The organism is Paraglaciecola sp. IT1134 (assembly GCF_058068185.1).
In genome coordinates this window covers 4,592,505-4,610,024 of the sequence record NZ_CM176486.1, presented here as the reverse complement: position 1 = coordinate 4,610,024, position 17,520 = coordinate 4,592,505, and the positions used below count along the sequence as shown (strand labels likewise).

Below are 17,520 nucleotides of genomic sequence, written 5' to 3'. Positions count from 1 at the left end.
TTTACCAATAACTAGCATAGGTACACCGAAAGTACTTTCTGTGAAAAGCTTAAAATATATAAGAGTAGGTACCAAAAAATCTGTAGACAGAATGCCAGAATATCATGTTTTTATTGATCAACATTGTAAGTCTAAGGTCGACTATTTGATGCCTGAACTCTTTTGAATTTCAAAGATAGAATGTTAACGTAACATTTTTCCATTTTATAATGATGTAAAGCAGAATTATGTCCAGAGTTAAACTAAAAGATATTGCGGAAAAAGCTGGCGTCTCCTTGATGACCGTGTCTCGTGTTATGAACAACGACCCTAAAGTCGGAGCCAAGACCAGAGACAAAATAGCCGCGATTGCTCAGGAGCTAAATTACAGTCCAAATATTGCAGCACGCCGTTTATCCAGCTCTAAATCCTTTTTTATCGGTATTGTATGTGAGTATGCAAATGCCAACTACGTCAGTAAGTTTTTGGTAGGCGCATTAAAAAAATGCCGTACTAATGGCTTTCATATTGTGATAGATGAAACGTCTGGAGAAACCGAAAAAGCGCTATCTATCGTTAATGATTTTATTCATGTAACCCGGGTGGATGGTTTGATCTTATTGCCGCCTTTGGCGGATATTCCAGAAGTCCTAAACTTGCTAAAAGACTCCAATACTCCTTTTGTACGTATAGCACCAGATATTGATTTGCTCGCTAGTCCTTATCTTTGTATGGATGATTATCAAGCCGCATATGACATCACTGAACATCTTATTAACTCCGGCCACAAGCGTATTGCACATATTATCGGCAACGTGAACCAAGGGGTCAGTAGACTGCGATATCAGGGGTACTTAGATGCATTACGTTCACACTGTTTGATGATGCCGCCAGAGTATATCGAACAAGGTGATTTTACTTATAAATCGGGACTTATTGCATCCAAAAAATTATTGTCACTTAAAGAGTTACCTGATGCGATTTTTGCGAGCAATGACGAAATGGCTGCTGCCGTTATGTCTGTTGCTCACAAAAATCGACTCGATGTTCCAGGGCAAATCTCAGTAGTAGGCTTCGATGATACTGAGCTTGCTTCTACGGTTTGGCCACGTATAACCACAATCAAACAGCCGATCAGTGATATGGCTAGTCTGGCAATTAGTCTACTGACAGAGCCTGTAAATATTCCACGGGATAAGACTTCAGCGGTAAAACGACATGTATTGCCCTACCAACTTTGTTTGCGAGAATCCAGCAGACGACTTGTAGATTAATTGCTATTTAAATATTAACAGTCGGTTAACTATACAGTAAAAGCTCAGATATTAAGCCCAGTGTATTATCGACTGATACCCATGGTGTAAATCATGTTCACTTCGCACTTCTCGACCTGTTTAGCTATACCTTTGCACCACGCTATGCTCAGTTCGGTGACGTGATCGAAAGGTTGTTTGATGTTGCAGACAACAAAGAGGGCAAGACTAAATTATCACTTAAAACACTGATCAAAACTCAATTAATCATGTCGTAATGGGACACTTTACAACGTATTGTAATCTCATTGCAGCAGAATACAGTGACTCAAGCTACGCTGATTAGAAAGTTATCTGGCTACAGTAAGAACCACCCTTTGCTGCAAGCACTAACTGAATACAACCTAATGATCAAAGCCATGTACCTACTGGATTATATCGATGATGCCAGCTTAAGAGGCTACGTCTAAAGAGCCTTGAATCGAGGAGAAGCTTATCACCAGTTACGCCGAGCAATTGCCTCAGTGAATGGCAATAGATGCAGAGGTTTATCAGACTATTAAATCACCCTATGCAGTGAGTGTGTACGGTTGTTGACCAATGCTATTATCTACTTCAACTCGCTGATCCTAAAGCGATTGCTGACTTACTTTGAATCAATTGGCGATGAAGGGAAGCTGGCACTAACTAAAAAGTATCACCGGTTGCCTGGCACAACATAAATCTAAATGGCACATACAGCTTTAGTTTTGAGGAAAAAGCACCTGAAATCGAGGAAATAATGCGTCCACTAACAGAAAGAGATATCAATTAGAAATTGACGTCTCTTTGCCGGGCCTGCTGAGAAAGGGATTTCGAGGATTATGTCTTTAGTGGACGGAATGTCCCCGGTACTCCTAATTAATTGATCAATCATTGTTGACAATTTACATAACCGGACATTTAAATGACTCAATTTGCATTCACCGAACAACAAATAGTCGACTATCACCGATATGGATACGTAATCATTAAAGGGTTGTATAACGCAGGATAAATCTCGCGTTTATAAGACAAAGCGTTCAACGATGAAAATCTGTACAAGAAAGTATGGGATAGAAAAGACCCCTCTGGCACCGTAAGTAAAGTAAGTTTATGGCAGGAACTTGGTGGCGATCTTTACAACATGTTCTCTCGTGGGCGTCAATTGGTGGATTCTGCTGAACAGTTGCTAAACGAACCCGTAGTGCATACCAGTGATGAAAGAACTTTTTGTTGGAGGTACTTGGGAATGGCATGAAGACTACGGCTACTGGGCGAATGATAACTATCACCTATACCCAAGGCCGGTCATCGCTATTAATAAAGCAACGAAAAAAATGGTTGCTTAGAAGTTCTTGAATAGTCCCATTATATTGGTCGAATTAACCATACTAAAACTGGCGATCAAAAAGGTGCAGACATGGTATTCGTAGAAGAAGCCTTAAAACATCTTGAGCAAGTCAAAGTTGAACTAGACCCAGGTGATACCTTGTTCTTCCATTGCAACTTATTGCATAAATCGAATCAGAACAAATCCTCCGAACCCTGTTGAGCAATGATCGGAGCATATTGTGCCGAAAGTGCGATTACTTTTAAGGAAAATGAATTAAAGTTATATCCAATGCACAAATTAGAAGATGATGCGATATTGCAATGGCAAGATCAGGCGTCAAAGTCCACGGCGTAGGAATCGAAGACTAATTTAAGACACAAACTAGATACTAGTCTAGTTTGTGCTTAGCTCATTTTGGATAGGTCAATTTCGTTAGTTTCAACTTAAACGGTTATTTACCCAATAATGAAAAAATCTTAGTGGCAATATCGATATTATCGTTGTGTCCTACAAACTGGATACTGTTTGATCCAAATGCAAATACGGGAACGTCATCAGCAGTATGCCCAGCTGTAGTCCAACCTGTCTGCGTTCTAGCATCTATAATCTCTTTAATTTGAGAATAAAGCGCTTTCTTTACCTCACTATCTGATGGGTCACTGTATAGTGATTTAGACGCGTTTTGACTGGCTAAGAGAGCTATCGGCGCAGTCTTTATATCATTCAGACTGGCTAGCTCACTCTCTGTTAGCTGGAAATTAAATAGTTCGTCTACCCTTGCTTTCGTGACATCTTTATCAGTCAGTTGTTGTGCAATGTAATTTGATGAATGTATCATTTTACGTAACACCTCAGGCTCCCATTTATAGACTGTATTAGATGCGAGCGACAAGCCGCCTGTGCTGTGATCAGCGGTTACAATCACTAAGGTGTTAGGATGCTCAATCAAATAGAATTCTAGATATTCCATCGTTTTGGCAAGATCGTCCATTTCGCCCATCGCTGCAGCTATATCGTTATTATGTCCTCCCCAGTCTATTTGACTCGCTTCGATAAGCATGAAAAAACCATTTTTATTTTCCAATTGCGTTATTGCTGCCTGCGTCATGGTGCGAAGACGAAATGGAATTGCATCATCCAGAGCCCAGGGTAATCCACCATTGCTAAAAATACCCAATGTCGAACGTGCTGGATCCAGAGAATTTAGGCTGTCGTATTTGTCAATATACTGAAAACCAGCCTGTTTAAATTCACTTATGAGATCTCTATCTGACCGTTTAAAATACTTCAACCCACCACCGAGAAGTAAATCAAAAGGAAATTGATTATTGTCATGGTCATCAATCAGACTATCGGCAATTTCATTGCCATTATGGCGACTCTCATTGTGTGCGATAAAGCTAGCCGGAGTTGCATGATTAATTGTGCTCGTTACTACGACACCGGTCTTTTTTCCTTTTTGCTTGGCAAATTCCAAAACGGTTAATACAGGATTTTTATCAACATCAACCCCAATAGCATTGTTGTAGGTTTTTATACCTGACGAAAGCGCGGTAGCGCCAGCTGCGGAATCTGTGACATTACCTGAGATCAGAGCCGGATAGGTACTACTAAGACCCACAACGTGTCGATCAAATACCGTTTTCTCTACTTCCACCGTCTGTGGGTCATCATTAAAATATCGGTAGGCACTGGTATACGCTGGCCCCATACCGTCGCCAATTACAAATATTATATTCAGTGGCAACTTGTCACTTTGTTCACTTTGGTTGGCCAGTGCAAACCCACAAATAAAATAAATCATTAAAGTCGTAAAAATTAACGGGTGTCTCATGTTGTGCCCTATTCGATTCGAGTTTGATAAACTCGCTTGAAAATAATTAACTATCTATCTTTTTTTTAAAAAATTGCAGGGTACGTTTTCTCAGCTTGTAATCCCCCCATTTCAATAAGTTTCAACCTATTCAAAATGGGAAACCTTGAACGTTTAGTTTGGTTGTGTAAATGCTCGCTTTAAAGCAGGGAGCGCTACCACACTGGCGAAGATTATTGCCGTCCATTGGCGCGGTTAGTCCTGTAACAAATAAGGTTTTTCCGTCGTCTCCACCAAAAGCAATATTAGTGACAATATGAATATTTGGTACGTTTAATACGCCAATTTCTCTGAACTGTTCGTCTAATATCACAACAACTTGACCATCTTTTCTTTCTGGCATTTCACGCGTTGTCGTCACGTAAATGTTGCCGCTGCAGTCTTTTCCTAATCCGTCAATTTGTGTGCTTAGCAATTTTTGTGGGTTGGAAACCTTGCCTGAATCCAAATCAAAACTCCATAAGCCCTGCAAACCACCGACAATAAGTTGTTGTTGATTAAGTGACAATATAATGCCATTTGGTTTGTCACGCAGTGCTGGTACCAACTCAGTAACCTTGGTTGCCGTTACAGCACCATTAGCCGTAACGCGATAAATTCGTTGCCCGGGCTCAATCGAGCCGGGTTTGCCACCGCCTTGAATATCTGCCAAATTAATATTAGAGGGTGTATTCCAGTTTGGATCAGTGAAATAAACGGTATCGTCGTGGCCAATGGTTAAGTCATTCGGTGAATTAAAGCGTTTGTTTTGGAAAGTGCTTGCAATAGGGGTTATTTGTTGACTTTGCCAATTTATATAGGAAAGAGAGCCATCTAGCTGACGCGTTACTATTAACTTTCCTTTACTGTCAATTGCTAACCCATTGGTACCTGCTTTGGTATCCTTCATCCATACTTGTGGTTTGTTACCTGGAACCCAGCGCCAAATAGTAGTTTGGTTACTTAGCTCAAATCCATTTTCATCCGGTTGATGTGAGCCCATATTCGAATAGTACAATGCTCCATCGTACCAAACCGGACCTTCAATATTATTAAAACCTTGGTACATTAATGGAATATCTTGTTCTCGAGTAAGCTTAATATTGGTTAAGTTCAGTTGCACATTCTCTGAGCCTGGTAAGCAATATAACGAGTTGGCGTTATCGATTTTGTTTAAAACATCGTTATTAGTTGTATTACTAGTGCACGAAGCGAAGCAAAAGCTGATACATAAGACGGCGACAATGTTTATTTTGTTGGGCTTAATTTGTTTAAAAATAATAGAAAGTACACCTATGTTTTACCTGCACTGAATTCAGCCGTAACCTAAATGAGATTTACGGCACTTTGTCTAATACCTGTGGCATTCCTTCCAACGACATGTCCTTTCCACCCGCAGCAATAGACTCATATATTTTTTCAACAATAAACATGTCACGTAAGCCCATTTCACCGCAAGGCAACACAGGTAGGTCGTAATGCACACTATTGGCGAAATCATCCATTTGTAATGCTTGTTGATTAACTGTCGGAAAATTCATATCTCCGGCCGGAGTATAGCCTGCCAGTTGACTAAATAAATAAGCTTGGTTTAGTCCGTATGAGTGTTTTTCTGTTTTTACTAGCAGATGATTTACTAGCTCTTTTTCATAGCTGCTTCTGCAGTTTGCCACGGCCCCAGATTTGAACTTCATCGTCCACTCCAGCGAACCTTCAACACTTTGCCAATTGGCTTTATTCAAAGTGGTATCGCGGGCACTCACACTAATAGGCAGTTCACCCAAACTATAAATCGCGCCCTGTAAACAATAGATCCCTAAATCCATAAGCGGGCCACCGCCGGCATATTTCTTGTTGGCGCGCCATTGAGTGCGATCATTCATATTAAAACTAAAGTCGGCGTCTATACTGTTGACCGCGCCGTAAATTCGTTTCTGACCAAGGCGCATCATTTCTTTATTAAACGGTTCGTAATGTAGGCGGTAGCCAATCCCCAATTTAACTTGCTGAGCTTTGCAGGTATCGATAACCTGCTGACATTCAGCAGTAGAGATCGCCATGGGCTTTTCAGATATAACATGTTTTCCAGCTTTGGCTGCTCGAATCGAATATTCTGCATGCATCGAATTTGGCAAAACAATATAAACAATATCAATATTGTCATTGTTAACAATGTCGTCAAAATTGACATAGTTATAGACATTTTCGTCAGGAATATTATATTTTTTCTGCCAGGTTTTTTCTTTTGATTTTGTTCCGGTAACTATGCCTGCAAGATAACAATTTTGTGTTTCAAGTAGGGCTGGCGCCAGCTGTTCACTGGCATAGTTTCCAAGGCCAACCAGTGCCACGCCAAGTTTTTTATCACCAGTTCTGGCAAACAGTGTACTGGGTAAACTTGCCGCTGTGAGCAATATGCTGCTAGTTTTAATAAAAGTACGTCTTGTTAAGAAAGTCAGTTTTTTTTTCATAGTACCATTCTCACTGTTTCATATTACGGATCGAAACCTTAGTTTAATCAGCTCAACATACTCCAGTTTTTGACTTTAAAACAAACGGATACATCTCTTTTACGATATTTCGTCATAGAGAAATCAAAAAAAACTGTAACTATCGAATCTCTCAAAAATAAATCAAAGGATTTCAGGGTCCTATATTCCGATTATTTTATTGTGTCATGCTAACGGTAATGAGATTATTTCTTATCAAATATGAAACTCAATGGTATCTATATAATTAAAGTGGACGTCTAAATATTATTCGCAAATGAAATGAGCATCTATTGAACGGACACTTTTCGAGGGGGTCTAGTGTATTAACTCATAGAAAATTGGAAAATCGATTTCGCCAGAAATCATCAAAGAGAAAAGAAGCCGCTTACAATGTGAGAAATGCTCGGACATTTCGATAGTACGAAACGTATACTGAATTTGTTAAGGATGCTTCGGTTTAGGTTTATTATTTTCTGGCAAGCTCATTAGAAATAAGTCTAATCTAAAACCCTATTATATAAATATTCCCATGCCAACTGTACGCTGTACATTGGCGGGTAGGAGTAATCTTCCACCTCTACGACCGTATATTTAGGAACTTTAAATTCGGAGTGATGAAATAACGTCATCCAATCAATCTTTCCGCTCGCTCCTAATTCCTTGTAATCCTTGATGTGCCAACTTAAAAATCGGTTTGGATGGTTTTTTAAATACTCTACGGGTTTCACTCCTTCAACTTCCATCCAATAAATATCTGCTTGAAAGTAAACGTATTTAGGTTGAGTATTTTCTAAAAAATAATCATAAATACGCGTGCCTTCCACCAGCCTAAATTCATCGGCGTGATTATGAAAAGCGAATGTAATACCCTTCTCGCGGCATAGTTTACCTATCGCATTATAATAGTCACTATAGCGTTTCAGTTCTGCTTTGGTTTTTACGGATTTGAGTTGATTATTAGATATTGTTAGATATTTTACGCCTGCTTCCTCATGATCATCGACCGTCTTCGACCACCATTTTAAGGTTTTTTCCCAATCATCAGCGTCAGGAAGCTCATGAAATGTCATGGACCCTAAAAATTGCATTCCGTTGGCTTCAACTACGTTACGAAACTCCGTTGGCGACATCCCATAAAAAGCACCATTATCATAAACAAACGTTTCTACATAGCTATAACCCATTCGGCCTAATTCACGCAGGGTGCCTACTGGGTCTTTCAGCATTTCTTGATGAACGGAAATTAATTGAATACCTATGTTTTTATCCTTCGGATTAGATTTTATATAACGAGTTTTCCAAAGACTCTTACCCGATTCATCAAACCCTTCAACTAAAACGTTTGTAGTACTTTGAAAGTCAAATTCGACGCTCAAATAAAAATTATCTAGCATATCTGCATCTTGCATTTTCCATATTTTCTCTGATGAAAAACGTCCGGTTCCTTTGAAAATAACCCCTTCTTGGTTTTGCCCTAACGCAATAATCTTGTCACTTCTAGAATCATAACCAATAAGCTCCGTAAGCAAAGTTTGGTATTTTCCATTTTGATATTGAAGCACTTCAACTTGCATAGATTGATTATCCATTGTTGAAATATTAGTCATTTTAATCGCTGGAAATTTACCGAAACTTTCGGTGTCCGCATGATCGCTACTTACCCAATGTCCTGCATATTGATGCAAGCGGTCAGCTTGGGATTCAATCGAATCTTGCGCCAAGAGGTTTTGGTTAAAAAGAAAAATTAATACTATTGAAGTTATAAATTTCATGTTTCTGACCTATTGTCGATTTTGTATCGCTTTGCTAAGAGGTTAAAATCATTGACTAAATTAAGCGACGCAGGAGCAAAATTTAGCTGTTTTTGTCCTGCTTTATTGACTTGTTGAACGAACCAGCCATGTGGCTAATGGGAGAGCGTCTGTACTTTTTAACCCCGGTAATGTGGCAGGTGAATTAAGCAGTGTTGTAATGAACATTAACCATAAAGCCCATTTTAATCAGTTGTATCAAGCATATCTAAATGAACTCACCTTGCAAGGAAAATGCACCAAACCCTGAACATGTATAGCTGTTGCCCGCGTAAGGTCTCGGTGTTGTTTGATACCTGCCCGGATACATGTATCTTTGTTGCACCGCAGATCTACTTCTTGACTTTGGTGGAAACTCATCCATGGCGCGAGGTTTAAGTTACTCATAATGGTTTTATTTACCACCATGAACTGAATAAACCTTGGGGTTGGCACCCCATTGCGAAGCTTTTCGGTGTGCTGTCCCTGCAAACTCACACACCTATCAATGACGCGGAATATGCTGGTAACAAAGGATTGGTTGTGCCTCAGATAACTAACTTAAAACTTATCGAGGCTTGTATTAAGCGCTTGCAGTATAAGGGAGTAAAAAGTGATGGAAACTACTGACTAAAACCAGTGGAAAGGCTTGATACATTCAGAGCAAGTCAGTCGGGTGAAGGGGATTTATTGCAGGGACTTAACTACAGTTAATCGCAGGCATCAAAAAGAGCAACAGCGTAAGATGCTCAAAAGAGTATCGCTGACCAGATTGCGCGTGGTTGAATTTGAGCGCGATGGAACGCTACATCGGCATAAGATCTTGCTTATCGATAAGGCATGTTTATAAAACACACATCCTACAACGAAATCCAGTATAAAAAATTGTACTAGTGTGAATACCAAAGGATTTTGTCAGTCTAATCACCGAGCGACTTGTTGCAGTTGACATATCAGCCAGTTGCTAAACTGGCTTACATCCCATTTTTTATGGCCTACCAATTCAAAAATATTTTGATAGGATCGATCTTTTTGCTTCTGCGTGAGCGAAAATCGGCGAATACCAGGATAAAGCTCTTTGGCGATAAACTTTAAGTCACTTTCTACTTCACCAAAACTTGGGCTAAGGACAACCGGCTTACTCTTGAAATAGCCAAGTAGAACGATAAAAAAGCACTTATGGGAGCGATTTCGGTTAGAAGAAACGGCCGGTTCCTCATCGTCATTCAGAGCAAAATATAATCGCTGTACTTCGATAGAGTATTTGGGAGGGCCGTAGAGATCGTTGATTTCAGAATCGACAAGGATTCTGATTCGTTCTTTGAATGCTATAGATAAACTTCAAAAGGTTTATGATATTGTAATAAACAACATTCTGCTATTAAGAAATTTGATACCCTTCGGCAGAGCTTGAAGGGCAAGGGCTTTCAGCGATTATGTCTTTAGCGGACGGAATGTCCCCAGAACCCCAAGGTGGCGCAGAAATACCTTTAGGCATAGCGTAAATTGCAGATGAGAAAAAACGGCCTTAAGAAGGCCGTTGTGCTGAAAGTTGGATGTGTGAGCCCTCAGGGTCAGGGCCCGGGAACGCTTTGTCTCTTAGCGGAACAATACCCGATTAACTTTGTTTTCCAACATTTCTTGTTGACCGCTAACATGTTTGGGCTGCAAGTTTTGTTTGGCGCAAAGCGTCGCCAGGGATCCAAGGTTATAATTACCACTTTGAATACCTTTACCCAGTTCGCCGCTCCAGCCCTTGTATCTGTGACTGACTGCCGCGGATAAAAAGTCGTTTTCAATCATTTGCGCCGCTTTTTTCAAACCCATGGCCAGGTGATCCATGCCGCCAATATGGGCCATAAACATGTCTTGAGGGTCGGAGCTTTGACGGCGCAGTTTAGTGTCAAAGTTGAAACCACCAGAGGTAAATCCTCCTATTTTGAGGATCTCATAAATGATCAATGAAAGCTCTTCGACACTATTTGGAAACTGATCTGTATCCCAACCCAGTTGTGCATCGCCACGGTTGGCATCTATGCTGCCAAATATCCCCAGCGAAATAGCGGTGGCGATTTCATGATGAAATGAGTGTCCAGCCAAAGTGGCATGATTTGCTTCAATATTGACTTTAAACTCGTCTTCCAAACCATATTGTTTCAAGAAGCCATACACGGTGGCAGTGTCATAATCATACTGATGTTTGGTGGGCTCTTGGGGTTTAGGCTCGATAAGTAACAAACCTTTGAAACCGATTTTATGTTTGTGTTCAACCACCATATTCATGAAACGGCCAAGTTGCTCCCGCTCCTGACGCAAGTCTGTATTTAATAAGGTTTCATAGCCTTCACGGCCACCCCATAACACATAGTTTTCGCCCCCAAGACGTTTAGTGGCATTCATGGCGTGGAATACTTGCGTTGCACCATAAGTGAATATTTCGGGGTTGGGGCTGGTGGCTGCACCACTGGCATAACGTGGGTTACTGAATAAATTGGCGGTACCCCACAATAACTTAACGCCCGTTTCGGCTTGTTTGGCTTCCAGTACATCGGTCATTTGAGCAAAATTTTCGATGTATTCTTTAATCGAGTTTCCTTCTGGTGAAACATCAACATCGTGAAAACAATAGTAAGGAATGGTCAACTTTGCATAAAATTCAAAGGCCACATCAGCCTTTTCCTTAGCCCGTTGCATGGCATCACCGGGTTTAAGCCAAGGTCGATTAAATGTGCCCTGACCGAACACATCTGCGCCATCCCAACAGAAGTTGTGCCAATAACAGGCTGCCATGCGCAGATGTTCTTGCATCGTTTTGCCCAGCACCATTTCTTGTGCGTCGTAATGACTAAACGCCAGAGGATCGTCAGACTCACTGCCTTTAAATTCGATTTTCGCTATGTCTTTAAAATATTCAGCCATCAGGCTTCTCCTGCTAAAGTAGGTTAACGGTAATTAATTGCTTAAGCATATAATCCCTGCTCTAAGCTCAGCTCTCAATTATGTTTTCTGGATTAACTTTTGTGTTTTGTTGGTTTTTTGTTACCGGCGTCTTAATAGGCGACTTTGTCGCCATAAGATTAAAATAACGGTGTTAACTGTCGGTACAACTGTTGAAATTTCAATCGTCTATTGGCATAAATTTTTACACGCTTCATATCAGGGGTAAAAACCGAATCAAGTTCGGGTTGAGGGCATATCTGTTCCAGCGTTTTGCCTGTTTGTACGGCTAATTGTGCCAATCTGGCCGCCCCCAGCGCTGGCCCGATATCACCGCCCAGGCGGTAGTTGACGGGGTGTTTAAGTACATCCGCCAATAGTTGCCGCCAATATAGGCTCTTCGCCCCGCCGCCGATCAGGGTGATTTCGCTAGGGGCAACCCCGGATGTATGTAGGCTATCAACACAGTCTGCAAAGGCATAACTGACCCCTTCCAAAATACTGTGGGTGAGAGACGCTTGACTCGTTTCGTGAGTAAGACCAAAGAAGCTGCCGCTGGCCGCAGGATTGTTGTGGGGGGTGCGCTCCCCACTTAAATAGGGCAAAAAGAGCGGAGCCTGGTGCAAATCAATTTTCGCCCCCTGCAATTCCATCAACAATTCAGTAATAGGACGTTTTGCGATTTTCTCAGCGTACCAGTGCAGGCAACTTGCGGCACTTAAGGTCACTGACATCAAATGCCAAGTGTGGGGCAGTGCATGGCAAAAACTGTGTACCGCGGAGCCAGGGTTACTTTTAAAGCCCTCACTCACAGCGAAATAAACCCCGGACGTGCCCAGAGACAACATGGCTTGCCCGGGTTTGACTATGCCAACACCTATTGCTCCGGCTGAGTTGTCACCAGCCCCGGCGACCACAGGTATGGCAGACATGCCCCAGCGTTGGGCAATTTCTGGTAGTAAGGTACCGGTGATCTCACTGCCTTCATACAACTTAGGCATATGTTGTTCAGTCAAACCACAAGCGGCTAACATTTTGTCGCACCATCTGCGTTTACCCACATCCAGCCACATGGTGCCTGCGGCATCGGACATATCAGAAGCGAAGTCTGCGGTTAGTAAGTAACGTAAGTAGTCTTTTGGCAGCAGCACTTTGTGTAATTTTGCAAAATTTTCCGTTTCGTGTTGTTTGACCCACAGTATTTTGGGTGCGGTAAAACCCGGCATGATGATATTGCCGGTGATTTCCCGGGCCTCAGGAACCATTTGCTCAAGCTCCTTACATTGAGCTGCACAACGTCCGTCGTTCCATAATATGGCGGGACGAATAATATTATGCTGGCTATCGAGCAGGGTGGCACCGTGCATCTGCCCAGATAAACCTAGCGCCTGCACTTGGGAGAGGTCGTTGCGTTTATGCAGCACATCCATGGCTGCAACAAAACCCTCCCACCAATGTTGTGGATCTTGCTCAGACCAAAGGGGATGGGGGCGACTGACTGCATAAGTGCTAGATGCACTATCGACAATCTCGCCATTGTCATTTGTTAAGATAACTTTAATGCCTGAGGTTCCCAGGTCCACACCTAAAAACATAATATTGCCTCGTTTAACTTTTTTTGCATAGTATCAGAGCTTTTATGTTTAAAGACTTGTAGAGTTAATTACGAAATTAAATAATCAAATTTCATAATTGGTCTGCATAGTTCCATTATGGCCATTTGTAATCAAAATGTTGCAAAATGTCTGGTAGATAATGTCATATTTGCACAGAAGCTTTCGGAGATAGAAATGTATCAAGCTAAGCACAGTATCAGTCTGCTCTTTAATGCCAATAAGGTGTACGACCGCCAAGTGATTGAAGGTATAGGGCACTACCTGCAATCCTCTAAAGCGGACTGGGACGTCTACTTGGAAGAGGATTTTTTGACCCGACTTGAACACATCGAACAATGGGGAGGCGACGGCATTATTGCCGATTTCGACGATCCGGCCATCCAGCAGGCCTTGATTAATAGCAAGGTACCGGTGATCGGTGTGGGAGGATCTTATGCAAATGAAGCGGATTATCCTGATGTCCCTTACGTGGCCACCGACAACTATGCCGTGGTGCAAGCGGCATACGAGCATTTAAAGAAGAAGGGACTGGAAAGCTTTGCGTTTTATGGTTTTCCGGCGGATAACAATCACCGCTGGGCGGTAGAGCGGGAACGGGCGATCACCAAGTTATGCAAGATAGATGGCTACGAGTGTTTGATTTATCGCGGTCATCCTACTCGGCCAGAGACCTGGCAGTACACCATGAATCGTCTGACGGACTGGCTACAGGGTTTGCCTAATCCCATAGGTATAGTGTCAGTGACTGATGCTAGAGCCCGGCATTTGCTGCAGGCCTGTGAACACATAGGGAAGCTGGTGCCAGATAATATATCCATAGTGGGCATAGACGATGACGATATTGCCCGCTATTTGAGTCGCATCAGTTTGAGCTCTGTCACCCAGGGCTGCTTCGATATGGGCTTTCAGGCAGCGAAGTTGCTGCACCGGCGGCTGGAAAATAGCAGTCTGAAAAACAAACGGGTAATGGTACCACCAGCAGGGGTGTGTGAGCGTCAATCAACAGACTTTAAGGCGCTTAAAGATCCCTATGTCATCCAGGCAATGCATTTTATTCGCCAGAACGCTTCCCGGGGTATCAAGGTTGAGCAAGTACTGGATTATGTGGCAATCTCACGTTCAAATCTCGAGCAGCGTTTCAAAGAGGAGCGAGGCCACAGTATTCATACCGAAATTCACAACGAAAAGCTCGACAAAGCCTGTTTTATGTTAAGCGATGGCAGTATGTCCACCACTGAAATTGCCAGTATTTGCGGCTATCCATCACTGCAATATATGTATGCGGTTTTTAAAAAGCATTTTTCCCAAACGCCACGGGAGTATCGAGACAAACACCTGTCTTCTTAAGTGCAGTAGAGTTTCACAGGAGGACAGGGGTGTGCTTGTGTGTCACAAAAGCAGCATAGACAGCGAGTAAACTGATTAAGATCCCTTGTAAGCCTCGCAAATATTCCTTTTAAACGGGTGTTAGGGATAACAAACAAGATGGTAGGCAAGTTTTGTTCAGAGTAAATCTGGCTCTTCAGCGAGATTATTTTGGATGACGGCTCTAGCCGGCAAATATTTACTCAGCATTTTTTCCAAAGATACCAATTTCAACGGCTTAGTTAAATATTCATCCATTCCAGCCGCTTTGGCTTTATTGAAATCTTCTTTCATGGCGTTGGCCGATAAACCACAGATGATCAAATTTGTTAAGCCTTGCTTGCGAATTTCTATCGTTGCCTCATAGCCATCTAAAACCGGCATCTGTACGTCCATCAGTACCAGGTCGTAATGGGCTGAATTAACCACCTTAGTGACAGCTTGTTGACCATCGTCGGCTATATCAAAAGTCAAACCCAGTACTCTTAACATCTCACCGGCCACGATCTGATTGATACTGTTATCCTCTACCAGCAGGATGTGCCCGTCATATTCAGTATGCTGGTGCTCCTTATCAGCTTGAATATGCGCCTCGCCCGTGAATGCTGTGTATAACATACGTATAAATGAGGTTAACTGTCCTGGTGTGTATGGGTGAGTCAAACACGAAAACGACCATTCTTTTAACAACAGCTCAGGTAAGTTGCTCGGTTGAGTATCAGTTACAAATCCGACTGTGATGCGTGCATCGTGCAAACGTCTAAGTTGTGGGCGCAGTGTTTTATGGGCAGCTTGGTCGTGTATATCGAATATGACCGCATCGTTAATGGTGATCTCCGGTAGGATAACCTCAAGCTGGGACAGCGGAAAGTGGTGATAATCCAATTCAATATTGGCCAAATACTCAGGTGAAACCAGCCCCCTGGGACCTTTGCTAAAATAATACAGCTTGTGTTCCGCCATGGGGGGGATCATAAAAATATTAACCTTGTCAGCTTGGGTAAGTAATTTGAATGAGACCTTAAAGTTGCTGCCTTTATGCACTTCAGATTGTGCCTCTACTTCTCCGCCCATCAAGTGAACCAGTTGTTTGACTATGGATAGGCCTAGACCGGTACCACCAAAATCACGGCTAGTGGTGCCATCTGCCTGAGTGAAAGAGTCAAACACCTTGTTTAATTGCTCTTTTGTCATGCCAATACCGGTGTCAATGACTTCTGCGTTGAGTGTCAGTTCGTTGCTCCCGGGTTGCACTTGATGACTGATATTAATGGTGACAGAGCCGTTACGGGTAAATTTGATAGCATTACTACTGAGGTTGAGCAACACCTGGCTTATACGCAGCGGATCGCCGATCAGGGTTGCTGGAATATTAGGCTCACAATTAAATCGAACATTCAGATTTTTCTCCTGAGCCCGGGCCGAAATATTGGTTAATAAATTAGCAAATACCGAATTTAGGGAAAATTCGACCTGCTCGATATCTAGTTTGCCGGCTTCGACCTTGGAGAAATCCAAAATATCGTTGATCAGACTCATCAAAATCTGACTCGAATAAACAACCTTGGTCAGATGCTGACGCTGCTTGGCAGTTAGATCGCTTTTCATCACGACATCCAACATGCCGATAATGCCATTCATGGGGGTACGTATCTCATGGCTCATATTAGCCAAAAACATACTTTTCGAAATGGTCGCTTGCTCTGCCTTATGTTTAGCATCCACCAATTCAGCATTAAGTGCTTCCTGGCGAGCATTTAACATTCTAGATTCGGCGAGTAAGCTGGTGGTTTGGGTATTGTTTGCGTGGAAAATATCTGCAGCTTTGGCCAGTTGGCCAATTTCATTTTGCCGGGTAATGCCTGGAATGGCATCCACATCTTCACCTTTGGCTAATTTTCTGAACACCTCGGTGATCACGTTGATTGGCAGCATGATGCGGTACGTCAAAAATAGGGCTGTGATCAAAGCTAACAATATCCCGAAAACCGAAAAGACATCGCTACTTATCTGATTATTCCTGATATTTTCTTTTACTTGCTGATTGGTATCACTTAGCTTGTAGGTCACTAGCCGATTGAGTTCCCTGGCCATAAATAGAAACTCATTGGCGGACCCCGCCATCACTACGTTAACTAAAAATAGATAGCCGCTGGTAATATTGGTTAGCTGAATGAATTCCGCTTCAACAGAATTCAGTTTATCGATGACCCCTAGGAATGTGTCTTGTTGAACGTCACCCTTGGTCAAAACTGATTTGGCGACGGCTATTGCATCGCGAAATTGATCGACAAATTGATAATCCGGACCCAGCAAGTATTGTAACGAAACGTTTTCCGCCCGGGTAATATGATATTTTGCGCGATTGACATCCAGTAACGACGCTGCATCATAAACCGCTTGTTGTTTGGAAATTTGTTCGAGAATGTTATCTAAATCGACTATCAATCCACCGTCAAACATTGATTGGCGTTTATTACGGCCCGCCACAACGCTGGCAAAATTTTCCTGATAATCGGCTATGTGTGAGCGCATTCTGGAAATATAACTTTCATAGACTTCAGCTTGAGGATCATTGAGTGTTAACTGTTCAACTTTATTCAAGTTGTTTTGAATACTGTCGATCAGTGAATTAAAGCGGGCAATAGCGGATTGGCTAGCCGAATCTTTATAAATCAATACATTGCGCTGTAAATCCAGAACGTCACGCTCCAGTTCTCTAACTAGACTGACTTTGATCACCGCTTGCTGGGTCAAATCCAGACTGTTGACAAAGCTGGCCTGGTTGCTACGGGAAATAAAAACTTGCGATACCAACAGCAAAACCAGTATCAAGGAAACGATCAGTATTTGCGATTTGATGGTTTTAAACACGGCTATAA

The 17,520-nt window shown here is 42.2% G+C and carries 11 protein-coding genes and 1 pseudogene; 4 read left to right on the top strand and 8 right to left on the bottom strand.

All coding sequences use genetic code 11. The features are described from left to right. Nucleotides 1-227: 227 nt before the first annotated feature. From AC3RV5_RS20060 to AC3RV5_RS20050, 3 genes and pseudogenes are all read left to right on the top strand, one after another. On the top strand, nucleotides 228-1,253 hold the full coding sequence (locus AC3RV5_RS20060; RefSeq protein WP_489729341.1) for a LacI family DNA-binding transcriptional regulator: 1,026 nt from the start codon (nucleotides 228-230) through the stop codon (nucleotides 1,251-1,253). Between the two features lie 29 nt (nucleotides 1,254-1,282). Next, nucleotides 1,283-2,046, top strand: a pseudogene (locus tag AC3RV5_RS20055) (Tn3 family transposase); the annotation flags it as partial. Between the two features lie 627 nt (nucleotides 2,047-2,673). Beyond that, nucleotides 2,674-2,805 carry a phytanoyl-CoA dioxygenase family protein gene (locus AC3RV5_RS20050; RefSeq protein ID WP_489729340.1) on the top strand — a complete coding sequence of 44 codons (132 nt, stop codon included), beginning with the start codon at nucleotides 2,674-2,676 and terminating at the stop codon, nucleotides 2,803-2,805. A gap of 232 nt (nucleotides 2,806-3,037) precedes the next feature. Here the strand turns inward: AC3RV5_RS20050 and AC3RV5_RS20045 are convergent, their stop codons facing one another. The 7 genes from AC3RV5_RS20045 to xylB form a co-directional block, all read right to left on the bottom strand. Beyond that, entirely contained in the window at nucleotides 3,038-4,420 is a 1,383-nt protein-coding gene (locus tag AC3RV5_RS20045; protein ID WP_489729339.1) for an alkaline phosphatase, read from the bottom strand. 130 nt (nucleotides 4,421-4,550) lie between these two features. Further along, nucleotides 4,551-5,561, bottom strand: a complete 1,011-nt coding sequence (locus tag AC3RV5_RS20040) for an SMP-30/gluconolactonase/LRE family protein (protein ID WP_489729338.1) — start codon at nucleotides 5,559-5,561, stop codon at nucleotides 4,551-4,553. A gap of 214 nt (nucleotides 5,562-5,775) precedes the next feature. Further along, nucleotides 5,776-6,909, bottom strand: coding sequence for a Gfo/Idh/MocA family protein (locus AC3RV5_RS20035; protein WP_489729337.1), 1,134 nt, complete (start codon nucleotides 6,907-6,909; stop codon nucleotides 5,776-5,778). A gap of 518 nt (nucleotides 6,910-7,427) precedes the next feature. Then, nucleotides 7,428-8,702 (bottom strand): sugar phosphate isomerase/epimerase family protein, encoded by a 1,275-nt coding sequence (locus tag AC3RV5_RS20030; protein WP_489729336.1) that lies wholly within the window; start codon nucleotides 8,700-8,702, stop codon nucleotides 7,428-7,430. Between the two features lie 942 nt (nucleotides 8,703-9,644). Beyond that, the gene (locus AC3RV5_RS20025; protein ID WP_489732219.1) at nucleotides 9,645-9,977 is read right to left on the bottom strand and encodes a DUF4158 domain-containing protein; all 333 of its coding nucleotides are present in this window, start codon (nucleotides 9,975-9,977) and stop codon (nucleotides 9,645-9,647) included. Between the two features lie 342 nt (nucleotides 9,978-10,319). Next, nucleotides 10,320-11,639, bottom strand: a complete 1,320-nt coding sequence (gene xylA, locus AC3RV5_RS20020; protein ID WP_489729335.1) for a xylose isomerase — start codon at nucleotides 11,637-11,639, stop codon at nucleotides 10,320-10,322. A 158-nt stretch (nucleotides 11,640-11,797) separates the two neighbouring features. Further along, complete coding sequence (gene xylB / locus AC3RV5_RS20015; protein WP_489729334.1) at nucleotides 11,798-13,252, bottom strand: xylulokinase; 1,455 nt, start codon at nucleotides 13,250-13,252, stop codon at nucleotides 11,798-11,800. Between the two features lie 195 nt (nucleotides 13,253-13,447). Here xylB and AC3RV5_RS20010 point away from each other — a divergent pair, with 195 nt between their 5' ends. After that, entirely contained in the window at nucleotides 13,448-14,620 is a 1,173-nt protein-coding gene (locus AC3RV5_RS20010) for a XylR family transcriptional regulator (protein ID WP_489729333.1), read from the top strand. A gap of 156 nt (nucleotides 14,621-14,776) precedes the next feature. Here AC3RV5_RS20010 and AC3RV5_RS20005 read toward each other — a convergent pair whose 3' ends face one another. After that, on the bottom strand, nucleotides 14,777-17,512 hold the full coding sequence (locus tag AC3RV5_RS20005) for an ATP-binding protein (protein ID WP_489729332.1): 2,736 nt from the start codon (nucleotides 17,510-17,512) through the stop codon (nucleotides 14,777-14,779). Nucleotides 17,513-17,520 lie beyond the last annotated feature (8 nt).